The organism is Janibacter sp. CoH_79_TC_3, from assembly GCF_058197955.1.
Window position 1 is genome coordinate 1 of the sequence record NZ_JBXWIV010000006.1, and the last position, 20,264, is coordinate 20,264.

At 44.0% G+C, this 20,264-nt stretch carries 16 protein-coding genes and 2 riboswitches; of the genes, 8 read left to right on the forward strand and 8 right to left on the reverse strand.

Going from position 1 to position 20,264, the window contains the following annotated elements:
- Positions 1-72 precede the first annotated feature (72 nt).
- Positions 73-1,821 (reverse strand): phospholipase D family protein, encoded by a 1,749-nt coding sequence (locus tag AC2FA3_RS07300; RefSeq protein ID WP_490509013.1) that lies wholly within the window; start codon positions 1,819-1,821, stop codon positions 73-75.
- A gap of 459 nt (positions 1,822-2,280) precedes the next feature.
- On the opposite strand from AC2FA3_RS07300, the gene AC2FA3_RS07305 reads away from it, so the two are divergent.
- The 4 genes from AC2FA3_RS07305 (at position 2,281) to AC2FA3_RS07320 (ending at position 6,152) form a co-directional block, all read left to right on the forward strand.
- Entirely contained in the window at positions 2,281-3,570 is a 1,290-nt protein-coding gene (locus AC2FA3_RS07305; RefSeq protein ID WP_490509014.1) for an O-succinylhomoserine sulfhydrylase, read from the forward strand.
- A gap of 80 nt (positions 3,571-3,650) precedes the next feature.
- On the forward strand, positions 3,651-3,980 hold the full coding sequence (locus tag AC2FA3_RS07310; protein ID WP_201543753.1) for a YbaB/EbfC family nucleoid-associated protein: 330 nt from the start codon (positions 3,651-3,653) through the stop codon (positions 3,978-3,980).
- A gap of 107 nt (positions 3,981-4,087) precedes the next feature.
- Entirely contained in the window at positions 4,088-4,681 is a 594-nt protein-coding gene (gene recR / locus AC2FA3_RS07315; protein WP_201543755.1) for a recombination mediator RecR, read from the forward strand.
- A 148-nt stretch (positions 4,682-4,829) separates the two neighbouring features.
- Positions 4,830-6,152 (forward strand): ribonuclease D, encoded by a 1,323-nt coding sequence (locus AC2FA3_RS07320; RefSeq protein WP_490509015.1) that lies wholly within the window; start codon positions 4,830-4,832, stop codon positions 6,150-6,152.
- A 3-nt stretch (positions 6,153-6,155) separates the two neighbouring features.
- Here the strand turns inward: AC2FA3_RS07320 and AC2FA3_RS07325 are convergent, their stop codons facing one another.
- The 5 genes from AC2FA3_RS07325 to gcvT all read right to left on the reverse strand — a co-directional run bounded on the left by AC2FA3_RS07325 (position 6,156) and on the right by gcvT (position 12,726).
- Positions 6,156-6,857, reverse strand: coding sequence for an esterase/lipase family protein (locus tag AC2FA3_RS07325; protein ID WP_490509016.1), 702 nt, complete (start codon positions 6,855-6,857; stop codon positions 6,156-6,158).
- Between the two features lie 185 nt (positions 6,858-7,042).
- On the reverse strand, positions 7,043-9,940 hold the full coding sequence (gene gcvP, locus AC2FA3_RS07330; protein WP_490509017.1) for an aminomethyl-transferring glycine dehydrogenase: 2,898 nt from the start codon (positions 9,938-9,940) through the stop codon (positions 7,043-7,045).
- Between the two features lie 74 nt (positions 9,941-10,014).
- Positions 10,015-10,773, reverse strand: a complete 759-nt coding sequence (locus AC2FA3_RS07335) for a nitroreductase family protein (RefSeq protein WP_490509018.1) — start codon at positions 10,771-10,773, stop codon at positions 10,015-10,017.
- A 315-nt stretch (positions 10,774-11,088) separates the two neighbouring features.
- Positions 11,089-11,469, reverse strand: coding sequence for a glycine cleavage system protein GcvH (gene gcvH, locus AC2FA3_RS07340; RefSeq protein WP_011280078.1), 381 nt, complete (start codon positions 11,467-11,469; stop codon positions 11,089-11,091).
- A gap of 69 nt (positions 11,470-11,538) precedes the next feature.
- The gene (gcvT, locus tag AC2FA3_RS07345) at positions 11,539-12,726 is read right to left on the reverse strand and encodes a glycine cleavage system aminomethyltransferase GcvT (RefSeq protein WP_490509019.1); all 1,188 of its coding nucleotides are present in this window, start codon (positions 12,724-12,726) and stop codon (positions 11,539-11,541) included.
- A gap of 168 nt (positions 12,727-12,894) precedes the next feature.
- A riboswitch (glycine riboswitch) is annotated at positions 12,895-13,048 on the reverse strand.
- Positions 13,049-13,102: 54 nt separating this feature from the next.
- A riboswitch (glycine riboswitch) is annotated at positions 13,103-13,238 on the reverse strand.
- A 345-nt stretch (positions 13,239-13,583) separates the two neighbouring features.
- On the opposite strand from gcvT, the gene AC2FA3_RS07350 reads away from it, so the two are divergent.
- From AC2FA3_RS07350 to AC2FA3_RS07365, 4 genes are all read left to right on the forward strand, one after another.
- Positions 13,584-13,904 carry a YcgL domain-containing protein gene (locus AC2FA3_RS07350; protein ID WP_490509020.1) on the forward strand — a complete coding sequence of 107 codons (321 nt, stop codon included), beginning with the start codon at positions 13,584-13,586 and terminating at the stop codon, positions 13,902-13,904.
- Positions 13,905-14,206: 302 nt separating this feature from the next.
- The gene (locus tag AC2FA3_RS07355) at positions 14,207-14,848 is read left to right on the forward strand and encodes a hypothetical protein (RefSeq protein ID WP_490509021.1); all 642 of its coding nucleotides are present in this window, start codon (positions 14,207-14,209) and stop codon (positions 14,846-14,848) included.
- 335 nt (positions 14,849-15,183) lie between these two features.
- Positions 15,184-16,050, forward strand: a complete 867-nt coding sequence (locus AC2FA3_RS07360; protein ID WP_490509022.1) for an AAA family ATPase — start codon at positions 15,184-15,186, stop codon at positions 16,048-16,050.
- 94 nt (positions 16,051-16,144) lie between these two features.
- Positions 16,145-17,368 carry a vWA domain-containing protein gene (locus tag AC2FA3_RS07365; protein ID WP_490509023.1) on the forward strand — a complete coding sequence of 408 codons (1,224 nt, stop codon included), beginning with the start codon at positions 16,145-16,147 and terminating at the stop codon, positions 17,366-17,368.
- A gap of 117 nt (positions 17,369-17,485) precedes the next feature.
- Here AC2FA3_RS07365 and AC2FA3_RS07370 read toward each other — a convergent pair whose 3' ends face one another.
- Positions 17,486-18,328: a phosphodiester glycosidase family protein gene (locus AC2FA3_RS07370; RefSeq protein ID WP_490509024.1), complete on the reverse strand. Its 843-nt coding sequence runs from the start codon at positions 18,326-18,328 to the stop codon at positions 17,486-17,488.
- Between the two features lie 48 nt (positions 18,329-18,376).
- Positions 18,377-20,179: an FMN-binding glutamate synthase family protein gene (locus tag AC2FA3_RS07375; protein WP_490509025.1), complete on the reverse strand. Its 1,803-nt coding sequence runs from the start codon at positions 20,177-20,179 to the stop codon at positions 18,377-18,379.
- Positions 20,180-20,264 lie beyond the last annotated feature (85 nt).

The following is a 20,264-nucleotide window of genomic DNA, read 5'->3' on the forward strand; positions in this document are numbered from 1 at the left end:
TGGATGGAAAACGACTTATCCAAATTGTTTTATGATCTTTGTCCAAGGCATAACACTTTTATTTTGAACTGACTATAGCAACCAATCAATCGGTAGCCATGACATGATGGTCAGCCAAACATGGTCACTGATATCAACAAGCGGCTCTGAATCGTAGACCACTTTTTTGCCACCTTCTATCGTATGCCACTGTAAATTGCCGTTTTCTAATAATTTCACTTCATACGCTTGGGTTAATAAATCATCGCTCAGCGCATCATGTAACTGTTTTGCGAGCTCATCGTCATTGATAATCACCCCCATCTCGGTATTGATATTAGCGGAGCGCGGGTCGACATTGTATGAGCCGATGAATACTTGATAGTCATCAACGGCAAAAGCTTTCGCATGCAAGCTGGTTGACGACTGACTGCGCGCCTTCCACAGCTTGTTTTCGCGTTTTTCTTCAGAGGCCGTAGATTTTAGCTCGTATATTTTCACTCCTGCACGTAGCAGGTTAGGACGCCATTGACTGTAGCCAGAATGCACGGCGGTCACATCGGTGGCATCAAAAGAGTTGGTTAAAATATTGATTTCAATACCAGATTCTGCCAGCGCTACCAAGGTGTTAACACCATCTTTGGTCGGTACAAAATAAGATGAGATAATAGTTAGGCGCTTGCTTGGGCTACCCAATAGGGTGCGCAGCTGATGCACCAAATTGGTATCCGCTGGCACAGTTTTGGTCAGTTTTCCGACATCATCACTCAAAAACTGCATGTTCGTCCAGCGAAAGGGCACACGTTTATTGATTAAATCAGTATCAATAGACGAATCCTCGATAGCAGTTTTATAGACTTCCAAACTACTTCTGCTATCATTTTTCTCATCACTTCTTAATTTATCTAAGCCCTCTAAAAAGTCAGTGGTTTCACCTTTATCAAGGGTCGCTAAGGTTTGAATATCAAATGATATCGGTGCCGACCAGTAGCTGGCAAAGCTGTTGTCAATATCGGCGACGACTTTGCCTATCAGTAAAACGTCTAAATCCGCAAATTGGCTGTTTTTATCGTTACTTAAGTATTCATCGCCAATATTACGCCCACCAATAATGGTGATTTGCTTATCAAAAATCATGCTTTTATTGTGCATGCGGCGATTGATTCGCGGTAAACCAGTGACGAAATTTAAAGTTTGAAATTTACGGTACATCAATGGATTGATAATACGTACCGCAATATTAGGGTGGCTGGCAAAACGTAATAGATGTTGATCAAACTTGGCGCTATTATTAAAATCATCGAGCAACAGGCGCACAATGACCCCGCGCTCGGCGGCATCCCACAAGTCTTTTAGCATCAGCTGTCCAGCTTGGTCATTATGCCAGATATAATATTGCGCATCGATATTACGGGTGGCCATATTGGTCAAAATACTGCGTGACGCAAAGGCATTGGCTCCCGTCACAATCGGGTGGTAACCAGATAAATCAGGGTGAATCTCGTTTTGTTCACTAATCGCTGCCACCAAATCCGTACTATTGCTTTGTGGATTGGTATTTGCGTTATTATCTTGGCTACTATTTTTATTAGCACTGTCTTGATTACTACTGTCTTCTAGAGTAGCAGTTTGCTGACTATCTGTTTGTTGGCTATCCGCTTGTTGATTAGCGTCCTGTTGGCTATCATTCTGTTGGTATAAAGCTTCAACGCGTGCCGATAATGCTTGGCTTTCAGGCAAATGCGGCTGCTTTGGCAAAGTTTGGCAGCCACTAAGACTTAAGGTGAGCCCAAGCGTGAGACTCAACGATAAGTTGCTTGGTTCTATACTGAATATCGACATAAATGAGCTACCTTCGTGAGCCTGAATATAACGCAGCGCTTGTTAAGTTAAATGGGGTTGAATTTTTTGGCTATTTTTAGCGATGATAGCACTGATAATGTAGCCTATGATAATATCGCTCAAAGCAAGATTCAAAGCGCCGCTAAGCTTAGCAGTTGTCGTCATCTGTGCCTATTATAAATACGTTATTTTTGTTAGATACAGCGCTTTATTAGCCATGCTACAAATATCTTCCGGTCATCGTTTGCGCTTGCATTGCACCCTTACAAATGCTTTAAGCAGTCTTGGTTGTAAATGATTAAGAATCTTCTTACTAAATAGTATGCAAAAATAATATTTAGCATGGCTTTGAAAGCAGCTGTTTGGAATAAGTTGGCATGCTATGATAACGCGAATGAATGGTATTTATAATCAAAAATAAGCCGTATGTTTAATAATAACCCGTGCAATGGAAAACTTATGAGTCAGTCGCAAACGCATGATGATAGCAATTTGAATAAAATAGATCCAAACTGGCGCAGTGACGCGCTCAATTTAAACCTCGATTATGGCATGCAGACTATCGCCGTACGGGCGGGCCAACATCGCACTGACGAGGGCGAGCACTCAGAAGCAATTTTTACCACCAGCTCTTATGTCTATGAGTCGGCATCAGATGCCGCTGCCCACTTTAATGGCGAAAAGTCGGGCAACGTTTACTCGCGCCATACCAATCCTACTGTGCGTACCTTTGAGCGGCGTTTGGCAGCGCTTGAAAATGGCGAGCGCGCCGTTGCGACGGCTTCAGGTATGGGTGCGATTTTGACCATGTGCTTAGCCTACTTAAAAGCAGGTGACCACCTGCTTGCTGCCAATCAATTATTTGGCTCATCGATTGGCTTGTTTAATAACTATATGGCAAAGTTCGGCGTCGAAGTTAGCTATGTCGATTGCTTCGATAATGAAGCATGGGAAAAGGCTGTGCAGCCAAATACCAAAGTCATTTACTGTGAAAGCCCCAGTAATCCACTGGCACAGATTTGTGATATTGGATATTTAAGTCAGCTATGTAAAGCCAATGATATCTTATTGGTCGTCGATAATTGCTTTGCCACGCCAGCATTGCAGCGGCCATTAGACCTAGGTGCTGATGTGGTGATTCACTCTGCGACTAAATACTTAGATGGTCAGGGTCGAGTATTGGGCGGCGCGTTGGTCGGTAGTGATAAGCTGATGCAAGAAGCATTTACGGTGGTGCGTTCAGGCGGTATCAGTATGAGTCCATTTAATGCATGGGTCTTTACCAAAGGGCTTGAGACGCTTAAATTGCGTATGCAAGCGCACTGTCACAATGCCAATCAGGTGGCAGAGTTTTTAGTTAATCATCCCAATGTCAGTACCGTACATTTTTCAGGATTAAGCAATCATTCCGCTCATGAATTGGCTACGCGCCAACATCATATGAAAGGTGGTTATGGTGCTATCATGGGCTTTGAAGTTAAGCCGTCGGCTAGCTCTGATTTAAAGGGCGCTGATCCAAAAGCTGCTGCTTGGCATGTGATTGACTCAACGCAAATGCTGTCTATCACCAATAATTTGGGCGATGCCAAAACTACGATTACTCATCCGGCGACCACCACCCACTTTCGCCTGACGCCTGAGGCGCGTGTAGAAGCAGGTGTCAACGATAGCCTTATCCGTTTGTCAGTGGGCTTGGAAGATGTGGAAGATATCATCAAAGATTTGGCGCGTGGTTTAGACAGTTTGTAAAGATAACGGTATAATCGCTGTTAGCATTTTATATTATTAAAATATCAATCATTTATGATTAAAAAACCAAAGAGGCAACTATGAATATTCAAGCATTGATGCAACAAGCACAAACGATGCAAAAGAAAGTTGAAGCAAACGTTGAAAACGCTAAGAAAGAATTGGCCAATAAAGAAGTACACGCCGAAGCGGGCAGTGGTCTGGTAAAAGTCACTATGACAGGTCGTCACGTCGTTAAACGCTTGACCATCGATCCAAGCTTATTGGAAGATGAGCCAGATATGATCGAAGACTTAATTGCAGCTGCTATCAATGATGCGGTTCGTCAAGCGGATGAGCTATACGAAGAAACCATGGCTGGCGCAACCTCAGGTATGGGTCTGCCACCAGGTATGCAAGGTATGTTCTAAGCGTTAAATACTTCATACTGAAGACAAAAATGGGGTTGTTATCGACACGATACGACCCCATTTTTATAGCTACGATTTATAAACTAAGTTAAATAAAGGAAGTTACTTTGCTGACAGCCAAATTTGATCAGCTGGTCAAACAGCTGCGTATTTTGCCGGGCGTGGGGCAAAAAAGTGCCCAACGTATGGCGCTGCATCTACTCACTAAAAAACGTCCCCAAGGCATGGCATTGGCGCAAGCACTTGATGAGGCGATGCGTGATATCGTCGAATGCCAGCGCTGCCACAGCTTTAGTGATGAGGCAGTTTGTCCATTATGCCAAGACCCAAGGCGTGATGATGGACTATTATGCGTGGTCGAAACCGCAGCAGACGTGATGGCTATCGAACAAACGGCAGGCTATCGTGGGCGCTACTTTGTGTTAGGTGGTCACTTATCGCCGATTGACGGAATCAGCGCTGATGATTTAAATATTGAGCAGCTGGTCTGGCGGGTTAAGCAAGAGCCTGTTGAAGAGTTGATATTGGCAACTGGTACTACCGTCGAAGGTCAAACGACGGCGCACTTTATCAGTGAAGCGGTCGGTCGTCATGTCAATAAGGTGACACGCTTGGCGCAAGGCGTACCCATGGGCGGCGAGCTTGAGTATCTTGATAGTATGACCCTTGGGCAAGCCATGCAAAATCGTTCCTTCTTATAGTATTCTTTATAGCAATTCCATAAATTCTCTATAAAAACCAAGTCTTGTCCATTTTATTTGATGGAATTGTTATAATTGTTTTCTTATCCACTTTTATTAAGACGCAATTTAGCGTTTTATTTTCTCCTATTTATGCAGGTATCTGCCCGTGTCTAACCATGCTTCAACCGCTTCCACCCAATCAAATACCACAGACAATGCTGCTATTGATATTGATGACGAATCATCAAAACCCTCAATCAGTACTGAGATAAAGTCAGCCGATTTACCGCCCGAACCAGATATCGATGCACTATTGGACATCGCTGATGAGGTTGATATTACTTGGGTACGGCAGCAAAGTGGTTTAGACGAAGTGATTCAGGCGTTAGCGACTTGCGGGCGTGTGGCCTTAGATACCGAGTTTATCAAGCGCGATACTTATTATCCGCGCTTGGCGCTGGTGCAGCTGAATATTGGCGATCATGTCTATCTATTAGATGCGCCGCAATTGCAATTAGGGGGTTTTTGGGAAGCGCTTCGTAAAGTAGATGTCGCGATTTGGCATGCATGCGGTGAAGATTTGGGGATTTTTTATCTATTATCTGGTTGTCCACCGTTGACCAATATTTTTGACACGCAAATTGCGCTCTCTTATTTAACGGGCCAGCTGCAAATGGGTTATCAGCAGGCGCTTGATGACCAGCTAGATATGCATATCGATAAAGAACACAGCCAATCAGATTGGCTACAGCGTCCGCTATCAGATGAGCAAGAGCAATATGCGATTGATGATGTGCGGTTTTTGCCAGCGCTTTATTTGAGCCTTGAGTATGAGTTAAAAAAGAAAGGTTTATACGATTATGTATGGGCTGACTGCCAACTTTATGCCCGTGATTTATATGACGCGCAGCATGTTGAAGACGACGCAATGTATCTAACGATGGCAGATTATCGTTATACTTCGGAGCAAATGGCGATACTACAAGCGGTTGCGACGTGGCGTGAGGAACTGGCACGTGCGACCAATCAGCCGCGTACCTTTGTGATAAAAAAACAAGCAGTACGAGAGATTATCACTGAAAAGCCAAGCAATATGCGGGAGCTCGCTCATAAAACCACGATGCACCGGAGTATGTTGCGGCTATACGGTGAAGAACTGCTGAAGGTCATCAAAGAAGCAAAAAATCTGCATCCTGCTGAGCACCCAGACTGTCTATTGCCGCCGTATCGCTCAAAAAATAAAGTGCTATCAAAAGCGGTGCAACAGGCGATAGATGAGCAAGCGCAAATAACAGGTGTGCCCGCTAGTGTATTGATGCGTAAAAAATGGCTAGGACAATTATATGAAGTGATTGCTTTTGATAAAGAACTAAGCGAGTTACCAGAAGGGTTAAAAGGTTGGCGCAACGAATGGGTCATACAAACCTTGATTCCTGTTATTGCAGCGCATAAAATCGAGCTACAACAAGGTATGGGAATTAATGTCTAGCGTTTAATCACGATTGACATTCAATGGCGATGAGCGCTTGAACTTTCCGTATTGCAAAAAATATATCACTTGGTTGGCGACTTTTTTATTGACCAGCATGCCAGTATGCGAGACTGGCATAACGATATGATCGATCGCTGCTTCAATTTTAGTTTCTTCGACATATACTGTGCCATCATGCATAAGTTGCTGCTTCAATGGCGGTAGGTCTGCTTTAAGCAGCTTACGGTTATGATGATGCAAAACTAACTGTCCCATACCATAAGGGCGATTGCCAGCAATAACGCCAAGGGTAATATGTTCTGGTAATGGGGCGACTGTCCCATCTAGTGCATCGACATAAGAGTGCCCTACCACAGCGGGGGTTAAGCGCCAAATATAGTCTGCACAAACGCTGCCTAGATGCGGTGTACCGAGCGTGACGCAGTGTCCTATTTGCCATTTCGGATATCGATTGACAAAATCACGAATAATCAGCCCACCCAAACTGTGACCGACTAAATCTATGGGCTGGTCAAGATGATGATGCTTTTCTAACCAGCTATTGAGACGTGCGCTATTGGTTTTGATGCCATCACGCACACTACGATAGCCATATTGATGGGTATCAACTCCTGCTGCCTGCAAGCGTTTAGCTAATGGACGCATGATAAATGGAGCATGATGCAGACCGTGAATAAGAATGACGCGGTTTGTTTGTTGCATATTATTATCCAAAAAAGTGATTTCACTGATATTTTATTATATAAGTCTCTTAATGGTAATTTAAGTACTAATGACATTGTCTTTTAAGTTAGTGGCTAAGAATAGAAAAAGTAAAAACCTCCAAATCAGCTGCTGACTTGGAGGTTTTTTTATAAAAACTGTTTATGATTTATCGAAAACTACGATTACATATAGTTTTCGATACTTGGGCAAGAACACATCAGGTTCTTATCACCATAAGCGTCATCAACGCGTGCCACACTCGGCCAGAACTTATGGGCACGAATGTAAGGCAGTGGGAATGCAGCCGTATCACGGCTGTATGGATGTGTCCATTCGCCAGTGGTCACCATAGCAGCGGTGTGCGGTGCATTGACCAATGGATTGTCTTCTAGCGTCCAACCATCTTCGCCAGCTTTAGCTTTCATAGCCTCGGCTTTGATAGATTGAAGCGCACTGATAAAGCGATCTAACTCTTCTTTAGATTCAGATTCAGTTGGCTCAATCATCAAGGTTCCTGCTACTGGGAAACTCATCGTTGGTGAGTGGAAACCATAATCCATCAAGCGCTTAGCAATATCGCTTTCAGTGATGCCAGTTTCTTCCTTCAATGGACGAATATCGATGATACATTCGTGAGCAACGCGGCCATTTTTGCCTGTATAAAGCACAGGGTAGTGGTCTTTAAGTTGAGTGGCCACATAGTTGGCATTTAATAGCGCCAGCTCTGTTGCTTTTAGCAGACCATCACGGCCCATCATGGCAATATACATCCATGAGATAGGCAAAATGCTTGCTGAACCATAAGGGGCTGCCGATACGGCTGAAAAATCATTTTGCGCGTTATGTACCGGGCTAATAGTATGGCTAGCGATAAAAGGTGCCAAATGTGACTTCATGCCAATAGGGCCCATGCCTGGACCGCCGCCGCCATGTGGGATACAGAAAGTCTTGTGCAAGTTCATGTGTAGTACGTCAGCACCAACATCAGCAGGCTGCATCATGCCGACCTGCGCGTTCATGTTAGCACCATCCATATAGACTTGACCGCCATGCTTATGAATCAAATCACAAATATGACGGATACCTTCTTCAAACACACCGTGCGTTGATGGGTAAGTAATCATCAAGGCACCTAAATTGGTGCTATGCTCTTCACATTTAGCGGTTAAGTCGTCGATATCAACGTTACCATTGTCATCAGTTTTGACCACCACCACTTGCATGCCCATCATCATGGCAGTAGCAGGGTTGGTACCGTGCGCTGACATTGGAATCAAGCAAACATCACGGTCAGTTTCGCCCAATGATTCATGGTAACGACGGATTGCTAATAAACCAGCATATTCGCCTGAAGCGCCAGAGTTTGGCTGCATAGACACTTCATCAAAACCGGTGATGGCTTTAAGTTGCTCTTGCAAACTATCAATCATAGCGATATAGCCAGTGACTTGATCACGCGGTGCAAAAGGATGTACATCGGCAAATTCAGGCCAAGTGATTGGTAGCATTTCACTGGTAGCATTCAATTTCATGGTACAGCTACCAAGTGAAATCATACTACGGTTCATCGCCAAATCTTTATCTTCAAGCGATTTTAAGTAGCGCAGCATTTCATGTTCGGTATGATGCGAGTTAAATACTGGATGGCTCAAGATATCATCAGTACGCAAGTGGGCGCTATCAAGTGACACGCTAGCCGCTTCGGGTAAATCGTGTGATTTGCTAACAAATAGTTGAGTTAAAACGTTAAAGTCTTGCTCATCACTGATTTCACTGAATGCAACGCCAAGCTTACTGTCGCCCAAACGCCATAAGTTATAACCAACATTGTCCGCATTTTCAAAAATCTGCGTCGCAAGATTTTCTGAACCACAATCAACCACGACGGTATCGAAGAACTGATCATGTACCACGTTTAGATTGCTGTCGTTTGCTTGTTTAATAACATTCGCAAAGGCAGTGGCAAACGCATGAATACGTGTCGCAATGCGCTTGACGCCATTTGGACCATGATAAACGGCGTACATACCAGCTAAGTTAGCAAGCAATACTTGCGAAGTACAGATGTTTGAGTTGGCTTTTTCGCGGCGGATATGCTGCTCGCGAGTTTGCAGCGCCATACGTAGCGCAGTATTACCTTGGGAATCTTTAGAGACGCCAATAATACGACCAGGCGCTGAGCGTTTGGCTTTATCAGAGAAGGCAAAATAGGCGGCATGTGGACCACCAAAGCCCATTGGAATACCAAAACGCTGGGTACTACCTAACGCCACGTCTGCGCCCATATCGGCTGGCGATTTTAATAACACCAAGCTCATGATGTCACTCACAACGCTGACGTAAGTTTTATTTTTCTTCACCGCCGCGATAACGTCGGTTAAGTCTTTTACATCGCCTTCTTGACCGACATATTGGAAAATAGCACCGAAATAATCGCCTGATTTAGCCAATTCGAAATCACCAACGATTACTTCCCAACCAAAGTATTTGGCACGAGTATTGATGACATCTAAGGTTTGCGGATAGATACGGGCATCAACAAAAAACTGCGTCGATTTGCTTTTGCTCACACGCTTTGACATGGCCATCGCTTCTGCCGCAGCAGTTGCTTCGTCAAGTAATGAAGCGCCAGCAAGCTCAAGACCAGTCAAATCAATACATACTTGTTGGAAGTTAAGCAGGGCTTCTAGGCGACCTTGGGCAATTTCTGCTTGATAAGGCGTATAAGCGGTGTACCAGCCTGGATTTTCAAGAACGTTGCGTTGAATGACCGCTGGCATACGTACTGGCGAGTAGCCCTGACCGATATAGCTCTTATTAACCGTGATCTCGTCTGCCATGGTACGCAATTTAGCAAGCGCAGCATGCTCACTCATTGCCACTGGCAAATCTAGCTCTTTATGCAAGCGCACTGGCTCAGGAACCGTATCATTGATAAAGCTTGCCATATCGTTATAACCAATCGCACTGAGCAAATCAGCTTGTTTGGCATCATTTGAGCCCAAATGACGATAGACAAATTCAGCTTCGTTGAATAAACCTTTGAAAGTATCAAACGTTGGGTTTTGAGAGATAGTCATAACAGTCCTTGATAAAAGGGATGATAAAGGAGATGGCTAAAATAACTGATAATAAATAATGACGGCTTACGTTTTTATACGTAATGCACAAACTGTTCTTGGTCAAAGCGGAACTGGGTGTTGTAGACACCATTATCAGCACGCTCGCCAGCACCAATCATCATAATGATATGGTGATCGTCGCTTAAATTTAATAAGCGCTTCATAGCAGGCTCATCAAAGCCGCCCATCGGACAGCTATCAAAACCGTGCGCGCGTAGGGCAAGCATTAGGTTTTCAGCGGCAAGAGCAGTATTGTTGGTAGCCCAGTTTTTGGTGTCTTTAAAGGTGTAATAAGGTGATTTGATCGGACCTTTTACTCGTCTGACCACCTGCGTCGCGCCCCATTTAGCTGCTGAGATTACATTGACCGGTCCTCGCAAGAAGTCCATGGTCACAACTTTGTTATAGTAGTCTTTGACCTTTTTTGGTACTGGCGTATCGGGGTATTCATTTAAGATTTGCTTGGCGTGATCTTGCCAGATATCCGTGCGCGCAACGACCGCGATCAAGCGAGCTGAAGTTTTTGCTGCGTTTTGATTCATGCAGTTTTTTACCGCGAGTTTGCGCTTGTCCGCATCATCAATCACGTAAAATTCCCACGGCTGTAGATTGCTCGAGTTCGGCGCGAGCATGGCCAAACGCAGACAATCTGCTAACACGTCATCAGGTATCTTTGTGTCGGTAAAGCGACGAACGGAACGACGTGATTCAACCACTTCGCGAAACGCTTGTAGCTGAGGCGTATTGTCAGGCGTGGCAATATTTGCTTGCTTATCAGTATCAGAGGTCATATGAGAATCCATGCTGTGGAGTGAATGATCAACTTGGGTCAGTATTGAGTGTATCTCTTCAATATTGTCTGACAAGTGATGCATACGAATAAATTGGCTAGCAGTTGGAATAATAAAATTGAATGATAATTGTGAATAGCAAAGTATTTTTACATGTGACTTTCGACACTCACTGCATATTTGATAAATATGATTTAAAGTAAAGCCTATAGATACCAGCTGACGCCGATATCTATGATAATAAGTTCTATTTTTATTGATAAATCGCGATATTTAATTGAAATGTCGCTTTTAGATATGAGTATTAAGCTGATATTAAAGCTCGTTTTCGTACTCATCAGCTGTCAACAGCGCTTCGTAGTCAGCGATATTGTCAGGCTTCATTCTAAAGAACCAACCTTCGCCATATGGGTCAGAGTTGATGATTTCCGGATCGTCTTCTAGTGCTTCGTTGATCGCAACGACTTCACCTGAAATAGGCGCATAGACGTCAGAGGCCGCTTTTACTGATTCTACTACTGAGATTTCGTCATCAACCGCGATGATGTCACCCACGTCTGGCAATTCAACAAATACCACGTCACCCAATAGGTCTTGAGCATGGTCAGTGATACCAACAGTGATAGTACCGTCGTCTTCTAGGCGTAGCCACTCGTGGCTGGCGATGTATTTTAGTTCTGCTGGGATATTGCTCATGGTCTCTCTCCTAAGTGATAGAGGATGGTTTACAAAAATAGTGGAAGCTAATAATAGAATTTATAATGCCTACGCGTCAAACTGTTGCTTACCATTACGGACAAAAGGTAGCTTAAGCACGCGTACATCAACGAACTTACCTTTGCCGCGCAAATCGACTTGCACGCTATCGTCATCTGATAAGCTGGCAGGTACACGGGCAATGGCAATCGAATTTTTTAGGCTAGGGGAGAAGGTGCCACTGGTGATGATGCCAGTTTGCTCATTGTCCATGCCTTGATTGATGGTTACTGTCATGCCTTCACGCAATACACCGCGCGTCGTCAATAGTAAGCCAACTTGTTTCATAGCGGTGTTGTCGTCTTTTGCCTGCTGACGTTTACTAACCAAAGCTTCACGACCGATAAAGTCGCGCTCGTCTTTTAACGCCAGTGTCCAGCCCATGTTGCATTCATAAGGGCTTACGCTGTCGTCCATATCATGACCATAAAGGTTCATGCCCGCTTCCATACGTAAAGTATCACGCGCGCCAAGGCCGGCAGGTTTAACGCCATTGGCTTTTAATTGCTCAAAGAACGCAGGTGCATCGTCGCCATGCATAATCACTTCGACACCATCTTCACCCGTGTAGCCGGTACGAGCAACGAACCAATCGGTGCCTTCGATGTCTGTTAAATCAGCGCCAACGAAAGGCTTAAGACCAGCCAAGGTATCGGCCCAACTTGGTTTAGTTTGCGCCAGCTTTTCAACGGCATTTGGGCCTTGAACGGCAATCATAGCAAGCTCTGGACGCTCGGTGATGGTAATATCAAAACCTTTGGCAACTTTTTCAAATTGTGCCATGTCTTTATCGCGAGTGGCGGCGTTTGAGACGATACGATATTCGGTCGCGTCTTCATTCATTAGGTAGACGATTAAGTCATCGATGATGCCGCCTTGCTCATTGAGCATACCTGAATATAGCGCTTTACCAACGGTTTTTAGTTTATCAACATCGTTTGCCAGCAGTTTTTGTAGCCATGCTTTGGCGTCGCTACCTTTAACATCAGCGACGACCATATGCGAGACGTCAAACATACCAGCATCGGTACGCACTGCTTCGTGCTCTTCGATTTGTGAACCATAATGGATTGGCAGTTCCCAACCAGAAAAATCCACCAGTTTGCCATCACTATCAACGTGAGACTGGTAAAGAGGTGTGCGTTTAGGGGCTGAAGTACTTGCGTTTTGAGAGCTGGCGTTTTGAGTGTCGGTCATAACAAATCCTTATGTGTACATCGGTCGTACTCGGCAGAGTAATGAGCGATGTGCAGTATCATAGTAGCGAGAAGCAATATTGCAGGGTGCAAGCATTGCAACCAAGGGTAGCACAGAAAAAAAAGATAAAGCAGTAAGCCAAACCAACGCTGAACGTCGATTTAAGCAGAAGCCCTATCTGTCCTGTGACCTGAGATTTTCAATACGAACCATCATTTTTTGTCTAAGCATTTGCTTGCAGAACAATAGCAATGATGTCGCATTTTCTCCCCTTCGGTGGGTAAGGCGTCGTCCGCACTTACCGCTCTCCAGATTTGTTATGCCTTGTATTTGGGTGTGCTACGCGATTGACGGTAGACAGCGAAACAGTTGTGGCATGTGTTTTTCAGTCCTTTTACCTGAGCGATTGGCAGGGTGGATGCGCCTTCGGTGGTCTTGTCGCAATGATCAATGCAAATCATTAAATGATTGCACTCGATATCGCGCTAAAGACTCTCTCCTGAAAAACGCTTTTATTATGAAAGGTTAATGGTTTTTTTACAAGCCACCACATGCATTAAAGTGGATAATTTAACCAAAATGCGCTTTTCTAGAGATATTGAGGTAAATAAACCGCTAAAAAAGCCAATTTATTGCACCTCTATACGGCAACATAAAGCCATCAAAAGCTATCTCTGCAAAACCTGCTACGCAAAGCTACTATTGAAAACCAGATAAATTATGCTAGGCTAGCAGCCATTATTCCCATATTTCTCATTCATTTAATTTAAGCTATTTAATATAGGCTATTTAGTAGCAGTCATTTAATAGCGATTTTGATAGATGATTTTAACCTTTAGTATGCAATAGGTGTCTTTATGCATTGCGATATTTATAAGTTTCCCAAGCACGATGATATGTATGTTTACATCGCGCGTCCTGATTATCCTGACGATACCGACGAGATTAAAGACTGGCTTGGGGTATTACCAAAAGATTTCCGCGCAGGCTTAGGGCGTAGCAACTTTGTCATGCATTTAGATTTGGCAACCACGCCAAAATTAGCGCGCGTTGATAAAGAAGAAGTATTGGCGAAATTACAATCGCAAGGGTATTTTGTACAAATGCCGCCGCAAGATGTCATGCGCCGCCAAGCAGAGCTGCGCGCCCGTGAAGCCCAAGACAACATTTACGATTAGTGCGCTTATATTACAAAAATAGCTCTGAGCTATTTTTAATGGTTTGCCAAAAAGTAGGGGTATAAAACTTTAGCGTTTTAAAATTGATAGGCTTAAAAGTCAGCGATAAAAAATCTACTAAAAATCTGCATGCATGCATTTTGGTAGAAAGTCGTGATAAACTAGCAGTCTATATACGTGACAAAATACAATATATGGCAAGACAGATTTAAAGACTTAGACTTAAATACATTGGCTTAAAGACCTAGGCTTAAAAACAAAAAAGTGACGCACGATTTATCAACGCAGGTAACTAAACACGCATGGACTGGTTAAAAGGTATTGTAAGCAGCTTACCGCTGGAAGCCATCAGTGACATTCTTGGCGAAATTGCCATTTGGTGGGGGCAGCTGGTAAAAGACGTGCCAGCCGCGGACTTACCGATGTATGCGTATCTTGGTGGTGTCATTATCGTATTGATACTTTGGGTACTGGTTGCTCGTGTCTTGCCGCGCCCGTTGGGCGGTATGAGCTGGATGATACTATTTGCCGTTTTATTAGCACCCGGTACGGCGCTTGGTGACCCTAGCGTGATTGCCCCTGCTAGTATCGCTGTGGTTTATGCGATTATGATGAAAGACACGGCTGGCGCGATTGCCAATATGTTGCCTATATTAGTGGTCTTGGTTGTTGGCTTATTCGTCGGCTTCATGTGGCAGCTGATTCGCGGCGCGTTTGAGTCCAGCTTAGATAAAGCCCGTAGCCGGACGGCAGAAGATGTACAGGCGACGAGGCAGCTAACGACAGGTAATTATTTGGCAGGAAATTCCACTTTGGCTCAGCAGCCTGATGTAAATCAGCAGTCGACTAAGTTACCATTAGCCACTAAGTCTGACGCTGAAGTGAGCTTAAAGAAAAACAGCAGCTCGTCTAACAAGCCTGATATTGAGAAATCTGATAAATAATAAGGTGATATAAGTTTTTTAAAGTACATGCTTAAAACTAAATCCCTAAAACTAACAATCACCTCACCTGAGCAGAGATAACCAGATTAATAAGATATTTATAAATTTAAAAGACACCAGTGCGTGTCTTTTTTTATGTGAAACCATTTTTTATGTGAGAGTATTTACTGCTGGCTAAAGGTATAAGGGGTTAAAGCGCAGCAGAATATTTGTTAGTGACTGCGAACGCATGAGTATTTGGGCAATCAGCACGGTTATGCTAATCTAATTTATTATTTATCATGCAAAAATTGCCTTTCAATCCCCTAATCTATAACAATAACTGAGACCTAATTATGACGACCACGACCGATAAATCGAAGAAAACCTTTACCGGTACGCAAAGCTATATTGCTACCGACGATTTACAACTGGCAGTAAATGCGGCGATGATGCTACAAAAACCACTGTTAATTAAAGGTGAGCCGGGTACCGGTAAGACCTTGCTGGCAGAAGAGGTTGCTGAAAGTTTGGGTATGCCACTGATTACTTGGCATATCAAATCAACTACCAAAGCTGAGCAAGGGCTGTACGAATACGATGCGGTATCGCGCTTGCGTGATTCACAGTTGGGTGATGATAAGGTGTATGAGATTGGCAACTATATCAAGCCTGGTAAGTTGTGGGATGCCTTCACCAGTAAAGAGCGCAGTGTGTTATTGATTGATGAGATTGATAAAGCCGATATTGAGTTCCCCAATGATTTGCTACATGAGCTTGATAAAATGTCGTTTTATGTCTATGAGACCGGCGAGACCATTACTGCTGAGCAGCGTCCAGTCGTGATTATCACTTCAAACAATGAAAAAGAGCTACCGGATGCGTTTTTGCGTCGTTGTTTCTTTCATTATATTGATTTCCCTGAAGAAGAAACCATGCGCCAAATTATTGAGGTGCATTTTCCTAATATTCAAGAAAAGCTAGTCAATGACGCGCTTGATATCTTTTATAAATTACGCAATGTTCAGGGACTTAAAAAACCACCATCAACGTCAGAATTGGTTGATTGGTTGACATTGTTATTGGCAGATGACATGGCACAAGCAGAGTTAGAAGAAAACTTGCGCGGTGAGAAGTCTATTCCGCCGTTATATGGTGCGCTGCTTAAAAATGAAGCTGATGTGAGTTTGTTGCAGCGCTTTGCTAATATCATGCGTCGTTAAGTAACAGACTATTTGTCATGATTAAAGCTCATGATTGAAGTTAATAAAACGGCTTCATTCGTCACCATATCAGCTAATAAGCGATGCGAATCTTATGTTTATCAAACTGTTCTATACCTTACGTACTTATGGCGTGCCGGTCAGTACCCGTGAGCTGCTCGACCTAAATGCTGCGTTAGATCAAGGGCTGATGATGCAGCTGCATCCAGAAAATCCAGAGCTATCTACTTTTGCTAGTCGCGAAGACATGTATCGGCTGATTCGGCTTTGTATGGTCAAAGACGAGCGTCATTTTGATAAGTTTGATCGCGCCATGTCAGACTATTTTGAAGGCGTCGACAGTCTTGATATGGATGAGCTGTTGGCTAAGCTGACTGACATTCCTAAAGAATGGCTCGATCTCAAGCTCGACCCAAAAAACCTAACCGAAGAGCAGCGGCGCTTGCTGAAAAAATACGGCTCATTAGAGGAGCTGATGAAAGCGCTTGAAGAGCGTCTTAAAGAGCAAAAAGAGCGTCATCAAGGTGGTAGTAAATGGGTCGGCACTGGCGGTACGTCACCGTTTGGTGCTTATGGCGACCATCCAGAAGGGGTTCGCGTTGGTGGCGAATCGCGTAAGCGCAGCGCTGCTAAAGTATGGGAGCAGCGAAAATATCGCAACCTCGATGATGACAGTCAGCTTGGCACGCGCCAAATTCAGATGGCGCTACGGAATTTACGCCAGTTTGCGCGTACCGGTAGCGCGGATGAGCTAGATATTCACGAAACTATTAAGCGCACGGCAAAAAAAGGCGTGCTTGATATCCATATGCAAGCTGAGCGTCGTAATCGCGTCAAAGTATTGATGCTGTTCGATGTGGGCGGCAGTATGGATGTCCATGTTGAAGCCTTAGAAAAGCTATTTTCTGCCGCTAGAAATGAATTTAAAACCTTAGAGTTTTTTTATTTTCATAACTGTTTGTACGACTATGTTTGGAAGGACAATAATCGTCGCCATAGTGCGCCAATGCCAACGTATGAGTTGCTCAATAAATACGGTCGAGAGTATCGCGTTATCTTCGTTGGAGATGCGTCGATGTCGCCTTATGAGCTGATGACGGTCGGTGGTAGCGTAGAATATATGAATAATGAGGCGGGTATCGTATGGCTCAAGCGGGTACTGGCGCATTTTGATAAAGTCGCTTGGCTCAATCCTGAAAACCCTAATTATTGGCAATATACTCAAACCATCGTTGAGATTAAAAAACTTTTCGACAATAAAATGTATCCGATGACCTTGCATGGGGTAGAGGAGATGACCAATTATCTAGCGCGCTAATTGATAATTGTAAGAATCATTTGCTTTATTTATTATTGAAACACTCATAAAAATAGCCGTTATAAAATATAGCGGCTATTTTTTTATTTCTAATTTTGTGTTCTTACTCTTTCTTTTCTAATTCTTTGTTTCTGTCAGCCCAATCATCACGCCCATCTCTTTTTTATCATGCTTATCGATAGTCGGTGCATAGAGTGCCGAAGCAATACCACCATCTAAAAATAATGCATTTGGACAGTTTAATTCATCCTTAAACAGCGCGGCAAATTGATAAAAGCTCACCGGCGCTTCACTATTAACAAATTGTATACTACCGTCACTGCAAACACCGGCACCATTACGCAGCTTAAGCGAGGTACTGTCAGGATTGAACTGTGGGTGAATCTCATTATTGATGACCAACATAGGACCTGATTGCGTCGCATACCAAGGTTGTGCGCTGCCACTTTTGAGCTGCTCATTTAAAGCGTTGCTTTCAGTAATTTGCACTTTGCCAGACTTATCCCACCACATCACGCCATTGGGCAATAGATGAAAGTTACCGCCGCCTTCGTTAAGATTTAACGCGCGCAGCTCTTTACCTTCGATAACTGTATAGCCAATCGGGGCATAATTTTCATTATACATGCCTGCATTCATGGCAAAATTCAGCGTTTGGTTAGAGGGCAGTGCCACTAATAAAGTATCGAAAGTTAGCAGTGGTTGGTTGTTATTAGCACTGCTATCCGCTTGCTGCCAAAACAGCTGCAATGAATAGCGTGGGTCTGATAACGTCTGCGCTTCGATACGACAAACGCTATAAGCAAAGGGCACGTTTTGCGACTGACATGACCAATTTTCGCTATCATTGCTTATCGCATCATTGTTTACATCGTCTATTGGCTGACAGGCGCTGATGCTTAATGCAACGAGCGCTGTCATCAACGGTGAGTAAGATAACGTAAAAATAGAACTTGGCATCGATGACTTATCTTTATGGTAGGGATAAATTTTATCTGTCTTAAGGATTTAATCATCTAGTGATGGAATTTCACGGAAAGTATTATTGACGTTACCAATTAATAAACCACCATCGATAAGATCTACCGAATCATCTGGGTGCAAGTTTGTAGGGGCACTGGTTTCTTTACCTCGATCACGCGAGTCTTTGTTATAAGCAATCAGCGCATCGTTATTGGCAAGGAAGCTGTCAGGATTTGCCATGACCCACATTTGGTTAAAGACGTCAGCGCGGGCATTTTGCTCAAGCAGTGCACCTTGGTCAGCAAAGTAAAAGAACTTTGATAACAGTTTGATTTGGCCATCGTCTAAACGGCGAGCGATATGATACGGCTGTAACTGGCTTGGATGCTGAAGACCAACCGCACCCACGATGCTGGCAAGTGATTTAAGGGTGTTTTTATGGAAGCTTGCCACGCGCTCAGCTTTACTTGGCACATCGAGCGCTTTTTGACGATATGGATCTTGGGTTGCAACCCCAGTTGGGCAGGTATTTGTATGACATGAGCGCGATTGAATACAACCAACGGCAAACATAAAGCCGCGCGCTGAGTTACACCAATCAGCGCCCAGCGCAATCATACGCGCAATATCAAAGCCTGAAACGATTTTACCACTGACGCCAATTTTAATCTTGTCGCGGATACCAGCGCCGACCAAGGTATTATGAACTAACATAAACCCTTCTACCATTGGCATACCAACGTTGTCCATAAATTCCACGGGCGCTGCGCCTGTACCGCCTTCTGCGCCATCGATCACGATAAAGTCAGGATAGTTATCCGTCTCTATCATGGCCTTTACGATTGCCATAAACTGCCACGGTTGACCGACACACAACTTAAAGCCGACGGGCTTGCCACCTGATAAATCACGCAGCTGCTGCCAAAAAGCAACCAACTCGCGTGGTGTAATAAATGCGCTGTGCGACGAGGGCGAGACGCAATCTTGTCCGAGCGGCACTTCACGCGTTTCAGCGATTTCAGGGGTGATTTTTTCTGCTGGCAATACGCCGCCTTGACCGGGTTTTGCGCCTTGTGAGAGTTTAATCTCAATCATTTTTACTTGTGGGTCGACCGCTTTTTCGGCAAAGGATTGCGCATCAAAATTACCATTTGCATCACGGCAACCAAAATAGCCCGTACCCAGCTCCCAAATCAAATCGCCACCGAACTTACGATGATAAGGGCTAATCGCGCCTTCGCCAGTATCATGAGTAAAGCCGCCCATTTTTGCGCCTTGATTGAGCGCCATAATGGCATTGGCTGATAAACTACCAAAACTCATCGCTGAGATATTAAATACTGACATATCATGCGGCTGCTGACAACGTTCACCGCCGACGATAATACGAAAATCTTTATTTTCTAAAGGTTGACTGACGGCTGATTGTAAAAACCATTCTTTACCGTGCGCGTATAAATTATCAAGCGTACCAAAAGCATTGGTATCACTGACATTTTTGGCCCGTTGATAAACCAGCGCGCGCTGCTGGCGTGAAAACGGTACTTGTTCTTTGTCATTTTCTAATAAATATTGACGAATCTCAGGGCGGAAGTCTTCAAGTACATAGCGAATATGACCAGCAACCGGATAGTTTCTTAAGATGGCATGCTTTGATTGTATGACATCATAAATTCCCAAACATACACCCAGCCCGCCAAGAATGATCAGCCACCAATTCATCAATAACAGCCCTGCTATAAACAACAAGGCGGCGGCGGCAAAAGTACTATAGCGCAACATGACGCCGACTAAATAAGGAGAGTCATGTTTGGGTTTTGGATTTAGATTGGTACGAGATTGGGGCATAACGATACTCAACAGTGATACGTAAATAATAAAAACGCGACGGTAAGAAAATAAACCATCAATAACAAAATAACCATGTCATAAA